This is a genomic window from Pseudomonas sp. S3_A03 (assembly GCF_054668275.1).
In genome coordinates, this window is the sequence record NZ_CP162753.1 from 5,551,421 (window position 1) to 5,572,385 (window position 20,965).

Below are 20,965 nucleotides of genomic sequence, written 5' to 3' on the forward strand. Positions count from 1 at the left end.
ACATGCGCTTAAGGTTCGTCCAGGTTTTTCGCCCCACGAGTTTTTATGTTCAACGCGTCTGTGTTCAAACCCCTGGCCTTCACCTTGCTGGCCGGTGCCGCCGTGCCCGCCCACGCCGACTGGTACCTGGACAACGAGTCCTCACGCCTGTCGTTTGTCACCACCAAAAACACCGAGATCGCCGAAGTGCAGCGCTTTCTGGTGCTGCACGGCAAGGTCGATGGCAAGGGCGCCGCGCAGTTGGAAGTGGAGTTGGAGTCGGTCAACAGCGGCATCCCGCTGCGTGACGAGCGCATGCGCAATAGCCTGTTCCAGATCAAGACCTTCCCCGAAGCGCTTATCAACACGCAGATCAACCTGCAACCCATCAACGAACTTGCCCCCGGCGCGCAATTGGAATTGCGTTTGCCGCTGAGCGTGACCCTGCACGGCAAAACCCAGACCTACAGCGCCGAATTACTCGCCACGCGCCTGGATGACCGGCGCTTCCAAGTGGTCACCCTGGAACCTGTGGTGTTGCATGCCGAGGATTTCGACCTCGCGCCGGGTGTGGCGGCGTTGCGCAAGGCGGCGGGGCTCAAGTCGATCAGTTTGTCGGTGCCGGTGGGTGCGGTGCTGATTTTTACGGCGCGCTGAAGTGAGTGGCGCGGTGTTCCCGTGGCGCAGCGCCAACCGTTTCGAGTTGCTGATCGACGGGCCGCGTTTTTTTCCGCAGATGCTGGTGGGCATTGCCCGCGCCGAACGTCAGGTTGATCTGGAGTTGTATTTGGTGGAGGCCGGTGCCTGCGCCGAAGCCATGGTGCAGGCGTTGGTGCTGGCCGCCGAGCGCGGCGTGCGGGTGCGCTGCCTGTTCGATGATTACGGCAGCCTGGCGTTTACCCTCGGGCTGCGTAAGCGCTTGATCGAGGTGGGTGTGGAGTTGCGTTTTTACAATCGCCTGAACTGGCGGCGCTGGATGCGCAACCTGTATCGCGACCACCGCAAGTTGCTGTTGATTGACCAGAGCATCGCCGTGGTTGGCGGTACCGGCGTTACCGATGAATTCTGGACGCCAGGGCAGGACACCGCCGACTGGCATGAAGTCATGGTGCAGATCAGCGGCCCGCTGGTACTGGACTGGCAAGCGCTGTTCGACCGGCAATGGCACGCCAACGTGGCTCGCCGGGAGTGGAAGCCGGCCACCCACTTTGGGTTGCCGCGCCTGCCCAAGCTGCCGGCCACCGGGCCTGGGCTGGGTCGCGTCGCGTATGCCGACGCCCGTCAACACCGCGACATTCTGCAATCGTTGATCCGTGCACTTAACAACAGCAAGGCACGCATCTGGCTGGCCACGCCTTACTTCCTGCCCACGTGGGGCGTGCGCCGTGCGTTGCGCCGAGCGGCCGGGCGTGGGGTGGATGTGCGTTTGCTGCTCACCGGCCCGCGTACCGATCACCCCTCCGTGCGTTACGCCGGGCACCGTTATTACCCGCGTTTGCTGCGCTCGGGCGTGCGGATATTTGAATACCAACCGTGTTTTCTGCACCTGAAGATGGTGCTGGTGGACGACTGGGTCAGCATCGGTTCGTGCAATTTCGACCACTGGAATCTGCGGTTCAATCTGGAAGCCAACCTTGAGGCGTTGGACCCTGAGTTGACGCAGGCGGTCGCGGGCAGTTTCGAGCGTGATTTCGGGCAAAGCCAGGCGGTGAGCCTGGAGGCCTGGAAAGCACGGCCATTGTGGCGGCGGGTTAAGCAGCGGGTGTGGGGCTGGATTGATCGGTTGGTGGTCAACCTGTTGGATCGGCGGGGGTAAGGCACCCCCGCCGGTGGCTTAAAACTGCAGCGTGTACTGGGCGGTGAGGCTTTGGTCGCGCGTGCGTTCGCCCCGCTGCCGAGTGAAGCTCAGGTCGATGGCACTCGCGCGGGTCAGGCGCGCGGTGGCGCCCAACTCCATGCGGGTACTGAGGCGATCCAGCGGCGCACCGCTGACAGTCATCACCCCTGCGCCATCCCAGGCGGCCTGGGTGGAAGGCTGCAGGTCGCCGCTGGCATGGGTGTAGGCCAGAGCGCCACGCACGCTCAGCCATGATGGGCCGATTTGCGCCTTGCCCAGGTCGAGGTTGAGTCGCACACCGCCGGTGGTCAGGTTGACGCTTTCTTTCGAACCTTTGCCGCGCAGTGCCGCCATGCCGCCTCGCTCTTTGTAACCCTTGCTGCGCTGCTGCACGTTGGCCAGTTGCACATAGGGCTGCCAATCCCAGAAGTCATGGATGAACCTGTAGTTGGCTTCGGCAAACGTCTGCACCGTGCGGCTGGCGTAGTGGGCGGACAGGCGGTTCTCTACGCCGGGGAAGCTGACGCGGCGCTTGGTCTGGATGTCGTGTTGCGCATAGGCGATGCCGCCATAGAGGCCGAACGCGTCCCAGGTGTGCCCGGCGTGCAGGCCCAACTGGTAGGTGTCGACAGTCGCTTTGCCGCGTGGCCCGGCCTTGATTTCGGTGCTACCGGTGCCGGCCACCAGCCCCATGCGAGTGCCTTGTTCCAGTTGATGATCGAAACCGACCAGCAGGCCCGTGCTGCTGTGCGACGTGCGTGCGCTGCCGTTATCGCCTGCCAGTTGGCCGGATTGGCGGGGCAGCAGCACCCAGGCGCCACGGCTCGCCGCATCTGATTCGTCGGCGCGGCTGTCGTGCGCAACGCGTTGACGCTCAAGCACCGCCTGGCGCAGCACACGGCTGTTTTCGATCAACACCGCCTGGGTGCTGGCATGCAGTTCGCCGCTCAACTGGTCGAGGGCGGACGGCGCCTGGTCCGGAAACAGTGCTGTCAGGCGTTGCAGCAACGGGGTGGGCGAGGTTTGCGCGTCTGCCGCAGCGGCGACGGCGCGTTGGTTGGCAGTGTCGGCCGCTGACGCCAGGGAGCGCCCACGGCCGAATTCCACCAGCAAGTCATTGCCCTGCTTGAGCTGCGAAACACTCAGGAAGGGGGAGAACTCACGATGGTCAATCGAGGCAAACTCGCCGTTCAACGTGCCTTTGGCCTGCAGGACGTTGTAGCGCTGGCCCAAGGGGGAGCTGTTGGGCGATGCGTTCAGGTACAGCGTGCCGCCGTTGATCGAAGCCTGCCGGCTGACCTGCAGGTTTGCCGCAGCGGGCTGAGCCACCAGGCCGGTCATCAAGGTTGCGCCGCCGGCTTGCTGATAATCACCCTCTACAGCCAGCGTGCCATTGAGGCGCAGGACACCGCCGTCGAGTGCGACGTCGCCCTTGAGACGGTTGGTACCGTCCAGTTCCAGAACGCCTTCCTTGAGCGTGGCCCCGGCAAAACTGTTATTACCGCTCAGGCGCAGCCAGCCGATACCGGTTTTTTCCAGGCGTCCGGGGCCGCTGATATCGTTGCGCCAGTCGTCCCAGGCAGCGCCTTGCCAGACGATGGCGCCGCCGGCAGGACGGTCCATATTCACCACGGTATCGACGCGCAATTGGCCGGGCCCATCGATGGCTTTTTTCAGGTTCATCAGGCCCCAGCCGTAGACGTCGTCCACGCCCGGCTCGCCGAGGTCGGTGGCCGTGGTCAGCAGTACGTCGCGGATCTGCGGGTTGCTGAGGTAAGGGAAGCGCTCCATCAGCAACGCCAGCCCGCCGGTGACGTGGGGGGCGGCCATGGAGGTGCCTGACTGAGTCGAGTAAGCGAGTTCGGGTGTGTCGCCGGTCACTTTGAAACCGTCGACCGCGCCTTCGTCGTCGTAGTGATTTTCGGTGTTTACCGAGCCTGCCACCCAGGTGGATTGGATGCCCGTTCCCGGTGCGGCCAGGCACCAGTCTTTGCTGAAACCACAGCGGTAGGAACGATCGCTCAAGGTCAGCTCTTTATTTAAATTGACCACGCTTAACCAATACGGCTCAAGCTCTGCCATGGCGCGTGGCAGGCTGGCATGGAGTCCGGGAAAGGGCGCCGCTTGCGGGGACATGTTTTCTACCCGGGTATTGCCCGCTGCCCAGACTTGCAGCATGCCGTATTTGACCGCGCTGTCGGCAATGGCCTTGAGCTCTGGGTATTGGAGGTTACTGGTGTTGTTTAACAACGCGTCCAGCGCTGCTTCATCCGCCGGCAATGTCGGGGCGCCCCAACTGTGGTTGACCACACGCACGCCCTGCCTGTGCAGGTCGGCGTAGGCGAGGTCGACCGCTTCGCGCGTCATATTGGCGACCATGAAGGGTGATTCACCAGGCGTCCCTTGGTAGGTATTGCTGAACCGGCGCACCGCACTCACGGTGGCGGCGTAGGCAACGCCCTGTGCGCCTTCGCCATTTCGATTGGCCAGCGCGATACCCGCAACGTGAGTACCGTGCGGGTCGTATCGATTGCCCACGTTCTTGAGGTAGTTGTCCAATTCCTCTCTGGTGAGGTCACCATTTTCAATGGCCTCTTCCAGGGCGAGCAACGCTTCGGGTGGCAGTGCATCCACAACGTTTACGGCACCACGGTCACCTTCGCTGTAGAAGCAGCCGTCGTACAGCACGGTATCGCTCATGCACCTAGGGTCTGCCAGACGCACGCCATTATTGGGCTTGCCCGCAAACTCGCTATGACGCAGGTCGGTTCCGGAGTCATATACCCCCAGGCGCACACCGGAGCCGCTTAATCCTCTGGCATAGGCGTAATCGGCACCTACGGCGCCCAGCCCCCAGTTACGTTTGAATTCTTCGCTGCGCCAACTGGCCGCGTCGTGCAGCCGGCCTTGTTCCACGTAATTTGCAGCATCAACGGGCGTACCCGAGAGGCCGCCAAGGACACAGAGGGCGAACGCATTCCGCTTGAACGATGATGGATCGAACGTCTTTCGAGTTGCCGCTCGGGCGTTTTTCGTGGGCGACATAGTCCACACACCTGCACATGAAATTGGGCGGACAGGGTGTGCGAGTACGCAGGGGGCTTGATGTAGGACTTGGCTTGGAGAGGTGAGCGAAAGTTAACTTAGCGCGGCTCGACACGGGCGAGCACGCGGCCCCCTCTTTTGCTGAAGAGGGGGCCGCGGGTATTACAACAATTCGAACGTCTGCTGCTGCACGTCCTGGGAGTCCAACCCGATCTGCACATTGAACTCACCCGGTTCCGCCGCGTACTTGAGCTGGGTGTTATAGAACTTCAAGTCTTCTTCGGTAATGGTGAAGTGCAGGGTGCGCTCTTCGCCGGCCTTGAGCATGATTTTCTGGAAGTTCTTCAGCTCTTTGATCGGGCGGATCATCGAGCCGGCCACGTCTTGGATATACAGCTGCACCACGGTCTCGCCGTCGACCTTGCCGGTGTTTTGCACGGTGACGCTGGCGTCGAGCTTGCCGGTCTTGTTCAGGGTGGTGGACGACAGCGCCATGTCCGACAGGCTGAAGGTGGTGTAGCTCAGGCCGTAGCCGAATGGAAACAGCGGCCCGGTGGTGTCATCGAAATACTGCGAGGTGTAGTTGCCCGGCTTGCCTGGGGTGAACGGCCGGCCGATGGTCAGGTGGTTGTAGTAGGTCGGAATCTGCCCCACGGAGCGTGGGAAGGTGATCGGCAGCTTGCCCGACGGGTTGTAGTCACCGAACAGCACATCGGCGATGGCGTTGCCGCCTTCGGTGCCGGCGAACCAGGTTTCCAGGATGGCGTCGGCCTGTTGGTTCTCTTCGAGGATCGACAATGGACGACCATTCATCAGCACCAATACCAGCGGTTTGCCGGTGGCCTTGAGGGCTTTGATCAGGTCGCGCTGACTTTGCGGGATGTTCAGGTCGGTGCGGCTCGACGACTCGTGGGACATGCCACGGGACTCGCCAACGGCGGCGACCACTACGTCGGCCTCCTTGGCGGCCTTGACCGCTTCGTCGATCATTACCTGCGGCGCGCGCTTGTCATCCACCACTTCCGGGGCATCGAAGTTGAGGAAATTGAGGTAGTCGACCACCGCCTTGTCGTTGGTGATGTTGGCGCCACGGGCGTAGATGATTTTGCCTTTCTCGCCGATCACCGCGTTCAGGCCGTCAAGCAGGGTCACCGATTGTTCGGGTTTGCCGGCAGCCGCCCAACTGCCCATCATGTCGATCGGCGCCTTGGCCAGCGGGCCGACGAGGGCGATGGTCGCGGATTTTTTCAGGGGCAGGGTGTGGTTGTGGTTTTTCAGCAGCACCAGGCTGCGGCGCGCGATATCACGCGCATCGGCGCGGTGCAGGCGGCTTTCGGCGTAGGTGTCGGCCGGGTCGTCCTCGGCCTTGCCGATACGCAGGTACGGGTCCTTGAACAGGCCCATGTCATATTTGGCGCCGAGCACTTCACGCACGGCGTTGTCGATGTCGCTCTGCTCGATCTCGCCGGACTTGAGCAACCCTGGCAGCTCCTTGCCGTACAGCGAGTCGTTCATGCTCATGTCGATGCCGGCCTTGATCGCCAGCTTGGCGGCTTCACGCCCGTCCTTGGCCACACCGTGTTTGATCAGCTCGAAGATCGCGCCATGGTCGCTCACGGCCAGGCCCTTGAAACCCCAGTCCTTGCGCAGCAGGTCGTTCATCAGCCAGGTGTTGGCGGTGGCGGGCACGCCGTTGATCGAGTTGAGCGCCACCATCACGCCGCCGGCTCCGGCCTTGATTGCCGCGTGGTAAGGGGGCAGGTAGTCCTGGTACATCTTGACCGGGCTCATGTCGACCACGTTGTAGTCGCGCCCGCCTTCCACCGCGCCATACAGGGCGAAGTGCTTGACGCTGGCCATGATGCTGTCGGCGTTCGCGGGGCTGGCGCCCTGGAAGGCGCGCACCATCACTTGGGCAATGCGCGAGACCAGGTAGGTGTCTTCACCGAAACCTTCGGACGTGCGCCCCCAGCGTGGGTCGCGGGAGATGTCGACCATCGGCGCGAAGGTGATGTCGAGGCTGTCGGCGGCGGCTTCCTGGGCGGCGATGCGCCCGGAGCGGCCGATGGCGTCCATGTCCCAGCTGGACGCCAGGGCCAGGCTGATCGGGAAAATGGTGCGGTGGCCGTGGATCACGTCATAGGCGAAGAACATCGGGATCTTCAGGCGGCTGCGCATGGCCGCGTCCTGCATCGGACGGTTTTCCGGGCGGGTGATGGAGTTGAACGTGCCACCGATGCGGCCGGCGGCGATTTCCTTGCGGATCAGCTCACGGGGCATTTCGGGGCCGATGCTGATCAGGCGCAATTGGCCGATCTTTTCATCCAGGGTCATCTGCTTGAGCAGGTCGCTGACGAAGGCGTCCTTGTCTTTAAGCGCAGCAGGCTTTGTTTCTGCCCATACGGGGTGACTGGCCAGAGTGGCAACAAGGCCGAGCAAACACAGCTTTTTCATGAATATCCTTTTTCGGCTCACTGCACAGCATCATGGGCGCCGTCGGCCAAAATGTGGGGAGCGTCTATTGTTGTTCGGGTGTTGTTCAGATAAATGCAGCACACTCTGAACTCTTTTTCGCGCTGGGCATCTTTGTAGCTGATTGGCTCGATGCATTCCAGTGGTGGCGGATTATGCCCCAAGCGCGTGGTTTATAGGGTTAGTCGTCAAATTCCATCAAAGATTGGGCAGGAGATACACCATGCAAGCAGCACACGGTTACCGCTGGGGCTTCAAGGCCGCGGCTTTGCTATTGATCAGCACCGTGCTGAGCGGTTGCGGCATCAATAACATCCCCACGCTGGATGAGCAGGCCAAAGCCGCCTGGGGCCAGGTGCAGAACCAGTACCAGCGCCGCGCCGACCTGATCCCCAACCTGGTGGAAGTGGTCAAGGGCTACGCCGCCCACGAGCAGGACACCCTCACTGCCGTGATCGAGGCGCGGGCCAAGGCCACCTCGATCCAAGTGGACGCCAGCACCCTCGACAACCCGGAAAAACTCAAGCAGTTCCAGCAAGCCCAGGACGGTTTGAGCGGCGCCCTCAGCCGCTTGATGGTGGTGTCCGAGCGTTACCCGGACCTTAAGGCCAACCAGAACTTCCTGGCCCTGCAATCGCAACTTGAAGGCACCGAAAACCGCATTGCCGTGGCCCGTCGTGATTTCATCCAGGCTGTGCAGGCCTACAACACCGAGATCCGCACCTTCCCCGGTCGCCTGTGGCACAGCGTGATGTACAGCGACTTGCCGATCCGCGCCACGTTTGAAGCCACCAGCGCCGATGCCGATAAAGCACCGCAAGTGAAGTTCAAATAAGGCTGCACTGAGGTGTCGATGCGTTTATTACGGATAGGCCTGGCGCTGTGGCTGTTGGCCTGCGTGGGCGCGGCCCAGGCGGCGTTGACCTTCCCGGCGTTGACCGGGCGGGTGGTGGATAACGCCCAGATGCTCGACCCGGCGACGCGCCAGCAGCTAACCCAACAGTTGCAGGCGCTGGAGCAAACCTCCGGTGACCAGATCGTGGTGGTTACCGTGCCCGACCTGCAGGGCGTGCCCATTGAAGACTACGGTTATCAATTGGGGCGTGCGTGGGGCATTGGCCAGAAGGGCAAGGACAACGGCGCACTGTTGATCGTCGCCCGCGATGAGCGCAAATTGCGCATCGAAGTGGGTTACGGCCTGGAAGGCGTGCTCACCGACGCGCAGTCTTGGGTGATCGTCAACCAGGTCATTGTTCCCAAATTCAAGGCCGGCAACTTCAGCCAGGGCATCAGCGACGGCGTGGCCGCGATGATCCAGGTGGTGGGCGGCGAGCCGCTGGCGGTGCCCGCCCATGTGGCGGATGCCAATTTCGCCAAGGATAATCCCGGGTTTTCCATTGGCCTGTTCGTGCTGCTGATCGGCGTGTTGTGGCTGTGCAACCGCATGGGCCTGCCGGTGGGGGCGATCTTGCTGGCGCTGCTCAGCAGCGGGCGCGGCGGCGGGGGAGGCGGTGGTGGCGGTGGTTTCCGTGGCGGTGGTGGCGGTTTTGGCGGCGGCGGCGCTTCAGGTGGCTGGTGATGACAATAACGAGAAAAGAGCATGTACAACCATGGCATTACTGACTGAACACGAGCAACGCCAAGTCGCCGAAGCCATCGCCCGGGTCGAGCAACAGACCGACGCCGAACTGGTGACGGTACTGGCCGCGCGTGCCGATGATTACGCCTACATCCCGTTGTTGTGGGCCAGCTTGATCGCGTTGGTGGTGCCAGGTGTGGTGCATTACCTGTCGGGCTACCTGACCATGTACACCTTGTTGCTGGCGCAATGGGCGACGTTCATTGTGTTGTGCCTGGTGTTTCGCCTGCCCAAGGTCACCACGCGGCTTATCCCCCGGTCGGTGCGCCACTGGCGTGCTTCGAACCTGGCACGTCGCCAATTCCTCGAACAGAACCTGCACCACACCCTGGGCAGTACCGGCGTGCTGATTTTTGTCAGCGAGGCCGAGCGGTATGTGGAGATCCTGGTGGATGAGGGCATTTCCAAGCGCCTGGATAACAGCAGTTGGGATGCCATCGTCAAGGCGTTTACCCAGCAGGTGAAACAGGGGCAGACGCTGGCCGGGTTTATCGCTTGCATTGAAGCCTGTGGCGAGTTGCTCAAGGTGCATGTGCCGGTGACGCAGGCTCGCAATGAGTTGCCCAATCGCCTGGTGGTACTCGAATAGCCCAGCCACCACTGAGCAAAAGTGTGGGAGGGGGCTTGCTCCCTCCCACATTGGATCTACAGTGGCTCAGGAATTTACCACTGATCAAATAACCCCGTGCCCTTAACCCCCATCCCCCCTAAAATGCCTGGTATTCCCTGCCCGAGGCGTTTTTGTTCATGTCTGTCACCGCTCAACCGGATCATCACGCCCAGTTCATCGAACTGCTGAGCACAAACCTGGCGCAGAACGCCTTTATCAAACTGGTACTGGCCAAGTACGTGGGTGACGAAGCCGAACTGCAACGGCTGATCATCAAGCCTGTGACGGTCAAGGAGCAGGCATGCCTGTCCTTCGTTTACCGCTACAAAACTCGCGACATCACCAAGAACTTGCCTTTGGCCGACGGGGTGGCAGCGATTGCCGAACTGCTGCCGGCAGCGTTCAAGAACGCGCATTTGCTGGCGCTGACCGATGAAGCGCAGTTGGAATACAGCAAGAAGAACAAAAGTTCGCTGTTCAAAAGCAAGCCGCAGCAACTGCGTGAGGCGCCCTCGGCCGAACATAACCGCGAGAAGCATCGCTTTCTCGACCTGAGCCGCCCGTTCCTCGCCGACCTGGGCGTGACCGACGCCAAGCAGGCGTTGATCCCGTCGATGTCGCGCAAGTGGAAGCAGATCAACAAGTTCATCGAAGTGTTCAGCCATGCCCTGACCTCGTCACCGCTGAAGCTTGCGCAACCGGTGCGCGTCGCCGACTTCGGCTCGGGCAAGGGCTACCTTACGTTCGCGATCCACGACTACCTGCGCAATACCCTCAAGGCCGAAGGCGAAGTCACCGGCGTGGAACTGCGCGAAGACATGGTAACCCTGTGCAACGCCGCCGCCGCCCGCCTGGAACACCCGGGGCTGGTGTTCAAGTGTGGTGACGTGCGCAGCGTGGCGCCCAGCGAGTTGGACGTGATGATCGCCCTGCATGCCTGCGACATTGCCACCGACTACGCGATCCACACCGGTATCCGTTCCGGCGCGTCGATCATCATGTGCTCGCCGTGCTGCCACAAACAGATCCGCCTGCAGATCCAGAGCCCGGTGTTGCTCAAGCCGATGCTGCAATACGGCCTGCACCTGGGCCAGCAGGCGGAAATGGTCACCGACAGCTTGCGTGCGTTGTTCCTTGAAGCCTGTGGTTACGAGACCAAGGTGTTCGAGTTCATCTCTTTGGAACACACCAACAAGAACAAGATGATCCTGGCGGTCAAGCGCGCCGAGCCGGTGGACAACGCGCAGTTGCTGGAGAAGATTCAAGAGCTCAAGGCGTTCTACCACATCAGCGAACACTGCCTGGAAACCCTGCTGCGCGCGGATGGGTTGCTGGGCTGAACACAGCACCTCACCGTTAGACGGTGTGTACCTTGGGAATGGGCGCAGGCTGCACCGCTGTCTTGCGCCCCAACATCACCGTCACGATCACCCCACACGCAAACACCCACGTAATCGGTTCGATATGTTCCCCGAAGAACAATGCCGAAAACGCGATGGTGAAGAAGATTTGCAGCAACTGAATCTGGCTGACCCGCGCAATGCCGCCCATGGCCAACCCGGCGTACCAGGCAAAGAACCCCAGGAACTGCGAGAACAGCGACACATAGCCAAACGCCCACCAGGTGCGCATGGAAATCACACCTTGATGCTGCGCCGCCAGGTACCACACCGGGCCGATCAGTACCGGTGTCGACAGCACCAGTGCCCAGCAGATTACCTGCCAGCCGCCCATTTCCTTGGCCAGGCGGCCGCCTTCGGCATAGCCCAGGCCGCCTACCGCAATGGCGCCGAGCATCAACAGATCGCCCGCCTGGATACTGCCGGCCCCGGTGATCAACGCGTAACCGAGCACCAACCCGCTGCCCAACGCCGCGCAAGCCCAGAAGGCTTTGGATGGCCGCTCATGGGACAACCACGCCGCGTACAGCGCCACGCAGAGCGGTTGCAGGCCATTGACCAGCGCACCATGGGACGCCGGCAAGGTTTGCATGGCCCAGGCCGACAGCACCGGGAAGCCCAGAATCACCCCGGCGATCACCAGGCACAGCCCGCGCACCTGGCGCCAGCTAGGCCAGCGCTCGCGGCGCCACAGCAGCAGCGCGGCCGCCGGCACTGCCGCAAACAGCGCACGGCCGAGGCCGTTGAGCAGCGGGTGGATCTCCTGCACCACGATACGAGTGAAGGGCAGGGTCAGGCTGAAGATGATGACGCCCAACAGGCCGAGGGCCATGCCGGTGTTTTCGCGCGAGTTCATGGGGTAACCGAAATCCAGAGGGCTTCAAGGGAAGCCCATCTAGCCACAACCCCCGCCGAACGCGGGCCTACAGCTGGGCGCGGATTTATCCGTACAGTTTTAGAAGAAGCGGGTGACGCTGATCTTGGCGTTGCGGCCTTCGCTGTAGACACCTTCGCCGCTGAGCGCAGGTTGGTAGCTGCGGTTGAACAGGTTGTCTACGGTGAAGTTGAATTCGGTGCCTTTGAGGCCTGCCTGTTGCGGTTTCCAGTTGGCGAACAGGCCCTGGGTGTCGTAGCTGGCGTTTTCGGTTTGGTCATAGATAAAGTCGCCGATGGTTGAGTTCAAGCCGCCAGAGTAGATGTCGGTGGGTACGCGATCGGTCTTGCGTACGAACTGGCCCTGCCAGCCCACTTGCGCGTTCCAGCTCGGAATCTTGGTGCCCAATACCACGACCCATTTGGCCGGGGGGATATCCCGTGCCCATACGTGACGGTCGGTAGCCCAGGGGTTGGTGTAGGGGTTATCGCGTTTACCTGTAGCCCAGGAGTAAGTCAGGGAGCCGAACAGGTACGTCGAGTCGTAGTAGCCCTCCAGTTCGACACCCTTGATAGTCATGCCGCCGACGTTGCGATAGTTGGTTCTGGACGCCGTGTCGGTACACACCGTATCGATATTGCCCGGCACCGTCATTTGCCGTTCGCAGCCAATGCCGGTGGCCTTCATGATTTCGTCTTCGATACGGTTGTGGAACAGGGTGGTGCGCAGTTGCAGGTTGTCATCGCGGGTAAAGACACCGGAAAAATGGGTGACGTTGCCCGCTGTGATGGCCGTAATGCGCTCCGGTTCGAGGTTGAGGCTGGTGGCGCTGCGAGTGCTGTTGGCACCTTTGACCTCGTATTGTTCATCAATGACCGGCGCACGCCACGTGCGGTTCCAGCTGGCGAAGAACGCCACATCCGGGGTCACGTTCCAGAACGCGGCCAGGCGCGGCGACCATCCTGTATAGGTGCGGTCGCTGTAGTCATGGCCGACACGCGGGTCCGGGTTGCTGTAGTACGGCGCATCATTGGCTTCGCCGCGGTTGCGCACATGGTCGTAACGCAGGGACGGGGTGATTGTTACGTCGCCGAGTGTTACGGCGTCCTGCACATAGAAAGCGTTGGTATCGGCCTTGCCGTGAGGCATGAAGTAGGGCTGGAAATGCCCATAGTTGTATCTAGCGGTGTTGTAGGTCGCCCCCGGCATCCAACTTTCGGTTTCGCGGCTGTGCTTGCGGATCTGCACGCCGGTGGTGACCGCGTGTTCCAGCGGGCCGGTGGTCAGCAGGCTTATATTGCGTACCTCAAGTATTCGATCGGTGTAAGACGTTTCCATCTTGCGTCCACCGGTACTCAGGCCTATGACGGCGTTCTCGGCGCGCTCGTCAGTCTGGTCGGTCTGAGAGAATGAGTAGCTGAGTTTCAGGTCGATCAACGGATTGTTCAGCGGCTGGTATTGGTATTTGCCCGACCAGGTGGTGTCGACGGTTTCTCGGTCGGCCAGAAGACGTTTCAGCGCGCCTTCGTAGCCATACCGGTTGATGGTCGATTGCGTGGGTGGTGACGGGTAGCTTTTAGCCGAAAACGGCGCCATGCGTTCGCTTTTGGCGCTGGAGTAGGACAGTCCCATGCTGTGTTCGTCGGTGAAGTGAGCATTGAACTTCAACAGCTCGCCTTCTACATCCTGTGCACTGTTGGGTAGGCGCTTGGGGTTTATAGGGTATTCATTGCGCGGGTCCGGCGGCGTGCCTGCCAGCTTCATGTCTGCGCCGTCGCGCTTGGTCAGGTAGATCAGGCCGTCCATGCGCCCGTCATCGGTGCGACCATACAGCGCGCCGCTGTACACCTGCTCGTGGGTATTGCTGGAGTAGCCGTACTTGGTCATTGCTCCGGCATTGCGCCCGTCCTGGAGCAGGTCCGGTGCATCTTTTGTGGTCATGTTGACCGTGCCGCCGAAACCGCCGTTGCCGTTGAATGGCGAGTAGGGGCCTTTCTCTACCTCAATGCTTTTGATCAGCTCCGGCTCGATAAAAACCGTGCCTTGTTGATAGCGTTCGAAGCCGCTTTTGGTCGCGCCATCCACGGTCATGGGCACATCTTCGGCGTCGCCCATGCCTCGAATGTTGATGGTCTGGCCGCCTGGCTTGGGTGAGCCGCCCATGAATATCCCAGGTAGGGTCTGCAGCAGCGATGGAATGTTGTCGGGCTGGTATCGATCGATATCCGCCTGGCTCAAGGTGGAACGCCCTACGGTGCTGGAGTCGACTTCATTGCCGGTGCCGATCACGCTCAGGGCGTCCAGCTGGATCGCGCCGCTGTTGGTGGTCTTGGCCTCTTCGGGCCTTACCACGTAGGTGCTGCCGACCTTGATCAAGGTGAATTCGCCGTTTTTCAGCAGGGTGCGGATCGCCACTTCCGGCGTGAAGTCACCGCTGAGGGCCGGCGCCTTTACGTTCTTGAGCAACTCTTCATCGAACAGCAGCTGGATTTTTGCCTGCTGCGCCACTTGGCTCAAGGATGTTGCCAATGGCTGCGCAGGCAGCTGCAGCGTGAGCGAGTCGGCTTGGGCGCTGAGGCTTAAGGCCAGGCAGGTGGCGATGAGGGTCGGTCGAAGAAACAGGTGCGAAGCATGGCAAGGCGCGCGAAACATGAAATCCCCCGGTGCGGCCAAATGGCCAGAAAGGTGCGCGTATCAAACGCAGACCGGAGGAAGACGGAGCAGGCAAAAAAAACCACACCTGCGAATGAAAAATATTCTCATGTGTGGCTTTCAGCGAGTTATTTGCTCGATTCAATCCGTACGATGCCATCGGCCGAGACCACGGTTTTCACCGGCAGCAGGGCCGGTAATGCGTTGAGCAGGGCGTCTGGATCGTTCACATCAAGATTGCCCGAGACCTTCAGGTGCGCCACGGCGTTGCTGACCTGCATCGGTGCCTGGGGGCGGTACAGGCTCAGTTCATCGATCAGGCCGGCCAGCTCACGGTTGCGAAACGACAAGTGGCCACCGCGCCAGTCGGCGACCTCTTCGCCGGTGAGGGTTTGTTGTTGCACGGTGCCCTGGGCGTAGCTGTAGTTGGCGCGTTGCCGGGCGCCAAGCAGGGTGGCCGGGCTTTTTGCGTCCGGCTCGAAGGCGACCTCTCCATGGGCGACGCTGACCACTAGCTGTTGCGGGCTGCGCCGCACGTCAAACCCGGTGCCCACTACCCGCACGCTGGCCTCGCCGGCTTGCACGAACAGCGGCCGTTCCTTGTCGGCGGCCACTTCGATGTACAGCTGGCCTTTGTCCAGATGCACGATGCGTTGGTGCGCGGTGAAATCCACGCGCAGGCGCGTATTGGCATTCACATACAAGGTACTGCCATCCGGCAGGGGCAAGGTGCGCATGCCCTTGGCATGCGCCGCGACCTGGGTGTGGTAAAGCGTGCGGGGCGCGCCTATCTGGGTGGCCAGTACGGCGCACAGCAACCCGGCGGCCACGGCCAGGGTAGGGCGCCACACGGAGGTTTTGCGCGTCGGCAGCGCCACGGGTTTGTTCAGTTGCTGCAATTGGGCCAGGTCGGCCCACAGTTGTTCGAACTCGGCATAGGCGCGCGCGTGCGCGGGTGTTGCCAGCCAGGCGGCAAAGGCCTTGCGGTCGGCACGGTCGGCGTCGTTGCGATGGCGGGCAAACCAACTGGCGGCCTGGGCATCGATGGCGTCGCTGTCTTCGATGTCGAGGGCGTCGGTGTCGCTCAGGCGGTTCATTCTGGCTGCTCCGTGCCGGGTTCGGTGTGAAGGCGTCGCTTGCAATGCAGCAGGGCAAAGGCGATGTGCTTTTCCACCATGCTGGTCGAAATGCCCATGCGCTCGGCGATCTGCGCCTGGCTCAGGCCTTCGAAGCGGTGCAGCATAAGGGCTTCTCGCCTGCGGGGCGAGAGTTCGGCGAGGACTTCTTTCAACTGTTCCAGGCGTTGCAGGCGCAGCGCCGCGGCCATGGGTTCGTTTTGCTCGTCGGTGACAGGTTCCGCGTCTATGTCATCGTGACCCGCATGGACGGTGTGCCGTACCTTCTGTTTGCGCCAGTGATCACGCAGCAGGTTGCGCGCCATCTGGAACAGAAACGCCCGTGGCTGCTCGACGTTGGCCCGGTCGCGGTAGTTGAGCCATTGCGCAAAGACATCCTGGGTCATGTCGGCCGCGTCGTTGACGTTGTCGGTGCGTTTGCGCAGGAAATACAGAATGTCCGTATAAAACCCGCGAAAGGCATCGGCCGACAACGGGTCGGGCTTGGGACGAGACATGGATATCCTTCTTGACGAAGCACGGCTTGGAAAGGTCGCGAATGATATCGAGAATTATTGCTATTTGTCTCTATTTAAAAGGTGGGAAGGGCCCCCTCCCACACTCGATCGCCGCTTCAGCGCAGCAATGTTCTCAGCTGTTCTATTGCCGCTTCGCCCAATGGAAACACCGGCAAGCGCGGATCGCCCACCTCCAGCCCGGTCAAGCGCAAGCCCGCCTTGATCGTCGCCGGCAACCCACCTTTGAGGATGAAGTCCAGCAACGGTAACTGGCGATAAAACAAATCCCGCGCCTTGGTCAGGTCGTTGGCCAATACGGCGTCATACAACGCGAGGTTCAGCTGTGGGATCAGGTTAGGCGCCGCCGTGCACCAGCCTTTGGCGCCCGCCGCGAAGGCTTCCAGCGCCAGCGGGTTGCAGCCGTTGTAGAACGGCACGTCGCTGTGGCGATGCAACTGATGCATGCGTTGAATATCCCCGGTGCTTTCCTTGACCATCGTGACGTTACTCACCTGCTTGATGATGCGCAGGATCAAATCCACCGACATGTCCGTGCCGCTGGTGGCCGGGTTGTTGTAGAGCATGATCGGCACGCCGATGCTGTCGCCGATCGCCGCGTAGTGGGCGAGGATTTCCGCCTCGCTGAGTTTCCAGTACGAGGTCGGCAGCACCATCACCACATCGGCGCCGTTGGCCTCGGCGTACCGGGCACGGCGCACGGCTTTGGTGGTGGTCAGGTCGGACACGCTGACGATAGTCGGTACGCGCCGGGCGATCTTTGCCAGGCTGTAGGCGCTGACTTCATCCCACTCGGCATCGCTCAAATACGCGCCTTCGCCGGTGCTGCCCAAGGGGGCGATGGCATGCACGCCGCTGTCGATCAAACGGTCGATGGAGCGCCCGAGGGCATCCAGGTCGATGCGCTGGCCGTCGGCGCTGAACGCAGTGATGGTGTAGCCGATGATGCCGTGAATAGTTGGGCTGGACATGGAAAGTCTCCGGTCGAAAAAGGGCAGGTCAGTTCAGGCAATCGGCGTGTTGGCGCAGGTTCTGCCGGGCGTAGTAATTGAACGCGGCGCCATCACGCTTGGGCCGGGAGATCCAGTCGTGGGCTTCGCGCCCAAGCGCCGGCAGGATTGGCTTGATGGTGCCCGCCGCCATTGCCAGCAACTGCAACTTGGCCGCGCGCTCGATCAACTGCGCGATCACGCAGGCTTGCTCGATGCTCGCGCCGGTGGACAATTGGCCATGGTGCGAGAGCAGAATCGCGCGTTTATCGCCCAGGGCCGCGGTGATGATTTCGCCTTCTTCATTGCCCACCGGCACCCCTGGCCAGGTTTCCAGGAAGGCGCAGTCTTCGTACAGTGGGCACAGATCCATATGCGACACCTGCAACGGTACTTCCAGCATCGACAATGCCGCGATATGCGTCGGGTGCGTGTGAATAATGCAATTCACATCCGGGCGGCCACGGTACACCCAACTGTGAAAACGGTTCGCCGGGTTGGGGATGCCATGACCTTCCAGCACTTCGAGGTCTTCGTTCACCAGCAACAGGTTGCTGGCGGTGATCTCGTCAAAACCCAGGCCCAGTGGTTGAGTGTAATAGGTGCCCGGTTGCGGCCCGCGCGCGGTGATCTGTCCGGCCAGACCGGAGTCGTGGCCGTTCTCGAACAGGATGCGGCAAGTGAGCGCCAGCTTTTGCCGGTCGGTCCACGTATTATCCGCCAGGGTGTTTTGCATCTGGACCAGCGCTTGCTTGACCAGTTGGTCTTTGGGGAGTGCTAATGTCTTGGCCATATCGGTGTCCTTTGGGTGGTTCAATGGACGTCGGATTTGCTGTTTCCCGCTGCTCGCAAGGTCGTTGGGTGAAGGCAAATGACACTAATGATGCTATATGACACTTTGTGTCATTGGCAAGCGCAGCCTATCGTTTCTTGCATGGATTAACTGCAGCACATGTCTATCCGTTTGAAATTATTGAGAAAAAACTTGGCGTAACCTTGGAGACCCTGGCCGAAAAATCCGGGATGACCAAGAGCTACTTGTCCAAGGTCGAGCGCGGGCTCAATACGCCGTCCATCGCCGCCGCGCTGAAACTGGCCAAGGCGTTGAACGTGAACGTCGAAGAACTGTTCAGCGAAGACCGTGTCAGCCTCGACAGCTACAGCCTGGTACGCAGCCACGAGCGGCCCGACACCTCACCGGGTTACGCGGTACTTGCCCATCAGGTCAGCGAACGCAGCCTGTTGCCGTTCCTCATCTACCCGCCGGCGCAATTCAGCGACAAGACCTTCAAGGAGCACCTCGGGGAAGAGTTTTTGTTTGTGCATGAAGGTTCGGTCGAGGTGGATTTCATGAATGAGCGAGTGATTCTGGAGCGCGGTGACGCGCTGCATTTCAACGCGCAAAAAGCCCCACCGGATTCGCTCGGTGGGGGAGGTGCAGGCGCAGTTGCTGGTGGTGGTGCACAGCGCCGAGGAATGATAGCGATGGGGCTTGAAATCAGCGCTCGACCGGCACCGACAACGCCGGATTACCCAATGCATGGGTGCGCGCCGCAAAAAACTTCAGCTGCACGCCGGTGCCGTCAAACAACTCCGAGTAGCGCCGCTTCTGCTGGCGGATAAACCCCTCGCTGCGCCCCGATACCGAGATCGCCAGGGTCGTCAGCCGGGCCTGGCGAATCGCATCCACCAAGTGTTTGTCCTGCGGCCCCAACTCATGGCCGAAAACGCACAGCGCGCCCTCGTGGTTCAACAATTGCTCATAGCAGAACGACAGGTAATCGGAGCTGCGGATAGTTTTGAGCTTCTCTTGCACCTGGCCTTCGCTGACGAACAGCGGCACGTCGTCGAGGGTCTTGATCGTATGGTTGATGGCAAAGCTGCTGAGCAAGGTGCTGTCGGTGGACGGCAATTTGCGCGCGGTGCCGTCGAGGTTGCGCACCAGGTGCAGGCCGCCGTGCAGGTACAGAATGCGCGTGGCGTCGCAGTGGGTGTGGCGCAGGTCGAAGCTGGCGTCGGCGCTGCCGAATAGATCGTCGATGCCGGGGGCATGCAGGGTCGCCCAGTAATTGAGCAGGTCGTAATTGCTGGTGAACACCGTCGAGTAGTGCTTCAACTCGGCGTTGATCGTCGCCAGCGTCGATGGCTGCACCAGACGCCACGGGATGTGCACGCTGTGGATGGTATTGATCAAGGCTTCCTTGATTGCGTAGTAGCGATTGCGCGGTGCGGCCGAACTGACCGCCAGGGCCTTGTTGACCCGGCTGGTGGTTTTCAGCGCCCCCAGGGCCTGCTCGAAGCTACGGGTTTGCAGGGCGTCGAACACGCTGAGTTCGGATTGGCTCAGGGGTTTTTCTTCCACGGTGCGTGCGTTTTCAAACAGCGAGTCGTAGGCGAAGTCTTCCCAAATCGTGCGGCTTGCGCCGTTGCCGATCAAAATCCCGCTGAAGTGGATGGCGCTGCGCAGTGCGCTCCAGTCTTCAAGGTGGGCGTCAATAGCTTGGAAGTCCTTCATTGCGGCGGGTCTACTCAAATCGGCTGGGTGGTGACTTTATCACGAGCCGGCGTTGATCCTGATCAAGATGCCGCTGGCGCGCGAGGTCGATGCTGTAGGCATAAACGTTATCCGAGGATTCGCCATGAGCAGCACCTTTTTCATTCCCGCCGTCAACATCATGGGCACCGACTGCCTCGACGAAGCCATGAACGCGATTCGCAACTACGGCTTTCGCAAGGCGCTGATTGTCACTGACGCCGGCCTGGCCAAGGCGGGCGTGGCGAGCATGATCGCCGAGAAACTGGCGATGCAGGACATCGATTCGGTGATCTACGACGGCGCCAAGCCCAACCCCAATGTGGAAAACGTCGAGAAAGGCCTGGCGCTGTTGCAGCAAAGTGCCTGTGATTTCGTGGTGTCTTTGGGCGGCGGTTCGCCCCATGACTGTGCCAAGGGCATCGCCCTGTGCGCGACCAACGGCGGGCACATTGGCGACTATGAAGGTGTCGACCAATCAGCCAAGCCGCAACTGCCCTTGGTGGCCATCAACACCACCGCCGGCACCGCCAGTGAGATGACCCGTTTCTGCATCATCACTGACGAAACCCGTCACGTGAAAATGGCCATTGTTGACCGCAACGTCACGCCGCTGCTGTCGGTCAACGACCCCTCGTTGATGGTCGGCATGCCCAAGGGCCTCACCGCCGCCACCGGTATGGACGCCTTGACCCATGCCATCGAAGCCTACGTGTCCACCGCCGCCACGCCGATCACCGATGCGTGCGCCATCAAGGCGATAGAGTTGATCAGCGCCAATCTGCGCCTGGCCGTACGCGACGGCAGTGACAAGGCCGCCCGGGAAAACATGGCGTACGCGCAGTTCCTCGCCGGCATGGCCTTCAACAACGCATCCCTGGGGTTCGTGCACGCCATGGCGCACCAACTGGGTGGTTTCTACGACTTGCCCCACGGCGTGTGCAATGCGGTGCTGCTGCCCCATGTGCAGAGCTTCAACGCCAGCGTCTGCGCCAGACGCCTGAGCGACGTGGGCCGCGCATTGGGCGCTGACACCAGGGGCATCAGCCATGAAGAGGGCGCCCAAGCGGCCATCGCCGCCATTCGCAGCCTGGCCCAGGATGTTGAAATTCCCGCCGGCCTGCGCGAACTGGGGGCCAAATTGCAGGATATTCCGCTGCTGGCCGGCAATGCCCTCAAGGATGCGTGTGGGCTCACCAACCCACGACGCGCGGATCAGCGGCAGATCGAGGAGATCTTTCGCAGCGCGTTTTGAATAGGGGCAGCGGCACGCTGCACGCGTTA

The 20,965-nt window shown here is 61.3% G+C and carries 16 protein-coding genes and 1 pseudogene; 8 read left to right on the plus strand and 9 right to left on the minus strand.

The window, feature by feature from the left end; genetic code table 11:
• Positions 1 to 45: 45 nt before the first annotated feature.
• Positions 46 to 636 (plus strand): YceI family protein, encoded by a 591-nt coding sequence (locus AB4O25_RS25555; protein WP_017530485.1) that lies wholly within the window; start codon positions 46 to 48, stop codon positions 634 to 636.
• Between the two features lies 1 nt (position 637).
• On the plus strand, positions 638 to 1,795 hold the full coding sequence (locus tag AB4O25_RS25560; RefSeq protein ID WP_460150131.1) for a phospholipase D-like domain-containing protein: 1,158 nt from the start codon (positions 638 to 640) through the stop codon (positions 1,793 to 1,795).
• Positions 1,796 to 1,813: 18 nt separating this feature from the next.
• Here AB4O25_RS25560 and AB4O25_RS25565 read toward each other — a convergent pair whose 3' ends face one another.
• Together AB4O25_RS25565 and bglX are read right to left on the minus strand one after the other, a co-directional pair.
• Complete coding sequence (locus AB4O25_RS25565; protein WP_460150132.1) at positions 1,814 to 4,732, minus strand: S8 family serine peptidase; 2,919 nt, start codon at positions 4,730 to 4,732, stop codon at positions 1,814 to 1,816.
• A gap of 291 nt (positions 4,733 to 5,023) precedes the next feature.
• Complete coding sequence (bglX, locus tag AB4O25_RS25570; RefSeq protein WP_065877123.1) at positions 5,024 to 7,315, minus strand: beta-glucosidase BglX; 2,292 nt, start codon at positions 7,313 to 7,315, stop codon at positions 5,024 to 5,026.
• A 241-nt stretch (positions 7,316 to 7,556) separates the two neighbouring features.
• Here bglX and AB4O25_RS25575 point away from each other — a divergent pair, with 241 nt between their 5' ends.
• From AB4O25_RS25575 to AB4O25_RS25590, 4 genes are all read left to right on the plus strand, one after another.
• Complete coding sequence (locus AB4O25_RS25575) at positions 7,557 to 8,168, plus strand: LemA family protein (protein WP_017529636.1); 612 nt, start codon at positions 7,557 to 7,559, stop codon at positions 8,166 to 8,168.
• Between the two features lie 18 nt (positions 8,169 to 8,186).
• Positions 8,187 to 8,912 carry a TPM domain-containing protein gene (locus AB4O25_RS25580; RefSeq protein WP_026067408.1) on the plus strand — a complete coding sequence of 242 codons (726 nt, stop codon included), beginning with the start codon at positions 8,187 to 8,189 and terminating at the stop codon, positions 8,910 to 8,912.
• A 31-nt stretch (positions 8,913 to 8,943) separates the two neighbouring features.
• The gene (locus AB4O25_RS25585; protein ID WP_017529634.1) at positions 8,944 to 9,561 is read left to right on the plus strand and encodes a TPM domain-containing protein; all 618 of its coding nucleotides are present in this window, start codon (positions 8,944 to 8,946) and stop codon (positions 9,559 to 9,561) included.
• 158 nt (positions 9,562 to 9,719) lie between these two features.
• The gene (locus tag AB4O25_RS25590) at positions 9,720 to 10,922 is read left to right on the plus strand and encodes a class I SAM-dependent methyltransferase (RefSeq protein WP_017529633.1); all 1,203 of its coding nucleotides are present in this window, start codon (positions 9,720 to 9,722) and stop codon (positions 10,920 to 10,922) included.
• 16 nt (positions 10,923 to 10,938) lie between these two features.
• On the opposite strand, the gene AB4O25_RS25595 is transcribed toward AB4O25_RS25590, so the two are convergent.
• The 6 genes from AB4O25_RS25595 to AB4O25_RS25620 all read right to left on the minus strand — a co-directional run bounded on the left by AB4O25_RS25595 (position 10,939) and on the right by AB4O25_RS25620 (position 17,941).
• On the minus strand, positions 10,939 to 11,838 hold the full coding sequence (locus AB4O25_RS25595; RefSeq protein ID WP_068937771.1) for a DMT family transporter: 900 nt from the start codon (positions 11,836 to 11,838) through the stop codon (positions 10,939 to 10,941).
• A gap of 99 nt (positions 11,839 to 11,937) precedes the next feature.
• On the minus strand, positions 11,938 to 14,508 hold the full coding sequence (locus tag AB4O25_RS25600) for a TonB-dependent receptor (protein WP_460150133.1): 2,571 nt from the start codon (positions 14,506 to 14,508) through the stop codon (positions 11,938 to 11,940).
• A gap of 128 nt (positions 14,509 to 14,636) precedes the next feature.
• On the minus strand, positions 14,637 to 15,605 hold the full coding sequence (locus AB4O25_RS25605; RefSeq protein WP_460150134.1) for a FecR family protein: 969 nt from the start codon (positions 15,603 to 15,605) through the stop codon (positions 14,637 to 14,639).
• On the minus strand, positions 15,602 to 16,141 hold the full coding sequence (locus AB4O25_RS25610; protein ID WP_017529630.1) for an RNA polymerase sigma factor: 540 nt from the start codon (positions 16,139 to 16,141) through the stop codon (positions 15,602 to 15,604). The genes AB4O25_RS25605 and AB4O25_RS25610 overlap by 4 nt, the downstream gene beginning before the upstream one ends.
• A 116-nt stretch (positions 16,142 to 16,257) precedes the next feature.
• Positions 16,258 to 17,130 (minus strand): dihydrodipicolinate synthase family protein, encoded by an 873-nt coding sequence (locus AB4O25_RS25615; RefSeq protein WP_460150135.1) that lies wholly within the window; start codon positions 17,128 to 17,130, stop codon positions 16,258 to 16,260.
• Between the two features lie 28 nt (positions 17,131 to 17,158).
• A complete protein-coding gene (locus tag AB4O25_RS25620) occupies positions 17,159 to 17,941 on the minus strand; it encodes an aldolase (RefSeq protein ID WP_017529628.1) in 783 nt (260 codons plus the stop codon).
• Positions 17,942 to 18,100: 159 nt separating this feature from the next.
• Here AB4O25_RS25620 and AB4O25_RS25625 point away from each other — a divergent pair.
• Positions 18,101 to 18,628 (plus strand): annotated as a pseudogene (locus AB4O25_RS25625) (helix-turn-helix domain-containing protein).
• 18 nt (positions 18,629 to 18,646) lie between these two features.
• On the opposite strand, the gene AB4O25_RS25630 reads toward AB4O25_RS25625, so the two are convergent.
• Complete coding sequence (locus AB4O25_RS25630; protein ID WP_460150136.1) at positions 18,647 to 19,663, minus strand: DUF4917 family protein; 1,017 nt, start codon at positions 19,661 to 19,663, stop codon at positions 18,647 to 18,649.
• Positions 19,664 to 19,787: 124 nt separating this feature from the next.
• Between AB4O25_RS25630 and yiaY the strand changes: the two genes are divergently transcribed.
• On the plus strand, positions 19,788 to 20,936 hold the full coding sequence (yiaY, locus tag AB4O25_RS25635; protein WP_026067406.1) for an L-threonine dehydrogenase: 1,149 nt from the start codon (positions 19,788 to 19,790) through the stop codon (positions 20,934 to 20,936).
• Positions 20,937 to 20,965 lie beyond the last annotated feature (29 nt).

Excerpts from the sequence above, each read along its gene's own strand:
- AB4O25_RS25555 (WP_017530485.1), top strand. The coding sequence starts at position 46 with ATGTTCAACGCGTCTGTGTTCAAACCCCTGGCCTTCACCTTGCTGGCC.
- bglX (WP_065877123.1), bottom strand. The coding sequence starts at position 7,315 with ATGAAAAAGCTGTGTTTGCTCGGCCTTGTTGCCACTCTGGCCAGTCAC.
- AB4O25_RS25575 (WP_017529636.1), top strand. The coding sequence starts at position 7,557 with ATGCAAGCAGCACACGGTTACCGCTGGGGCTTCAAGGCCGCGGCTTTG.
- AB4O25_RS25580 (WP_026067408.1), top strand. The coding sequence starts at position 8,187 with ATGCGTTTATTACGGATAGGCCTGGCGCTGTGGCTGTTGGCCTGCGTG.
- AB4O25_RS25585 (WP_017529634.1), top strand. The coding sequence starts at position 8,944 with ATGGCATTACTGACTGAACACGAGCAACGCCAAGTCGCCGAAGCCATC.
- AB4O25_RS25590 (WP_017529633.1), top strand. The coding sequence starts at position 9,720 with ATGTCTGTCACCGCTCAACCGGATCATCACGCCCAGTTCATCGAACTG.
- AB4O25_RS25595 (WP_068937771.1), bottom strand. The coding sequence starts at position 11,838 with ATGAACTCGCGCGAAAACACCGGCATGGCCCTCGGCCTGTTGGGCGTC.
- AB4O25_RS25600 (WP_460150133.1), bottom strand. The coding sequence starts at position 14,508 with ATGTTTCGCGCGCCTTGCCATGCTTCGCACCTGTTTCTTCGACCGACC.
- AB4O25_RS25605 (WP_460150134.1), bottom strand. The coding sequence starts at position 15,605 with ATGAACCGCCTGAGCGACACCGACGCCCTCGACATCGAAGACAGCGAC.
- AB4O25_RS25610 (WP_017529630.1), bottom strand. The coding sequence starts at position 16,141 with ATGTCTCGTCCCAAGCCCGACCCGTTGTCGGCCGATGCCTTTCGCGGG.
- AB4O25_RS25615 (WP_460150135.1), bottom strand. The coding sequence starts at position 17,130 with ATGTCCAGCCCAACTATTCACGGCATCATCGGCTACACCATCACTGCG.
- AB4O25_RS25620 (WP_017529628.1), bottom strand. The coding sequence starts at position 17,941 with ATGGCCAAGACATTAGCACTCCCCAAAGACCAACTGGTCAAGCAAGCG.
- AB4O25_RS25630 (WP_460150136.1), bottom strand. The coding sequence starts at position 19,663 with ATGAAGGACTTCCAAGCTATTGACGCCCACCTTGAAGACTGGAGCGCA.
- yiaY (WP_026067406.1), top strand. The coding sequence starts at position 19,788 with ATGAGCAGCACCTTTTTCATTCCCGCCGTCAACATCATGGGCACCGAC.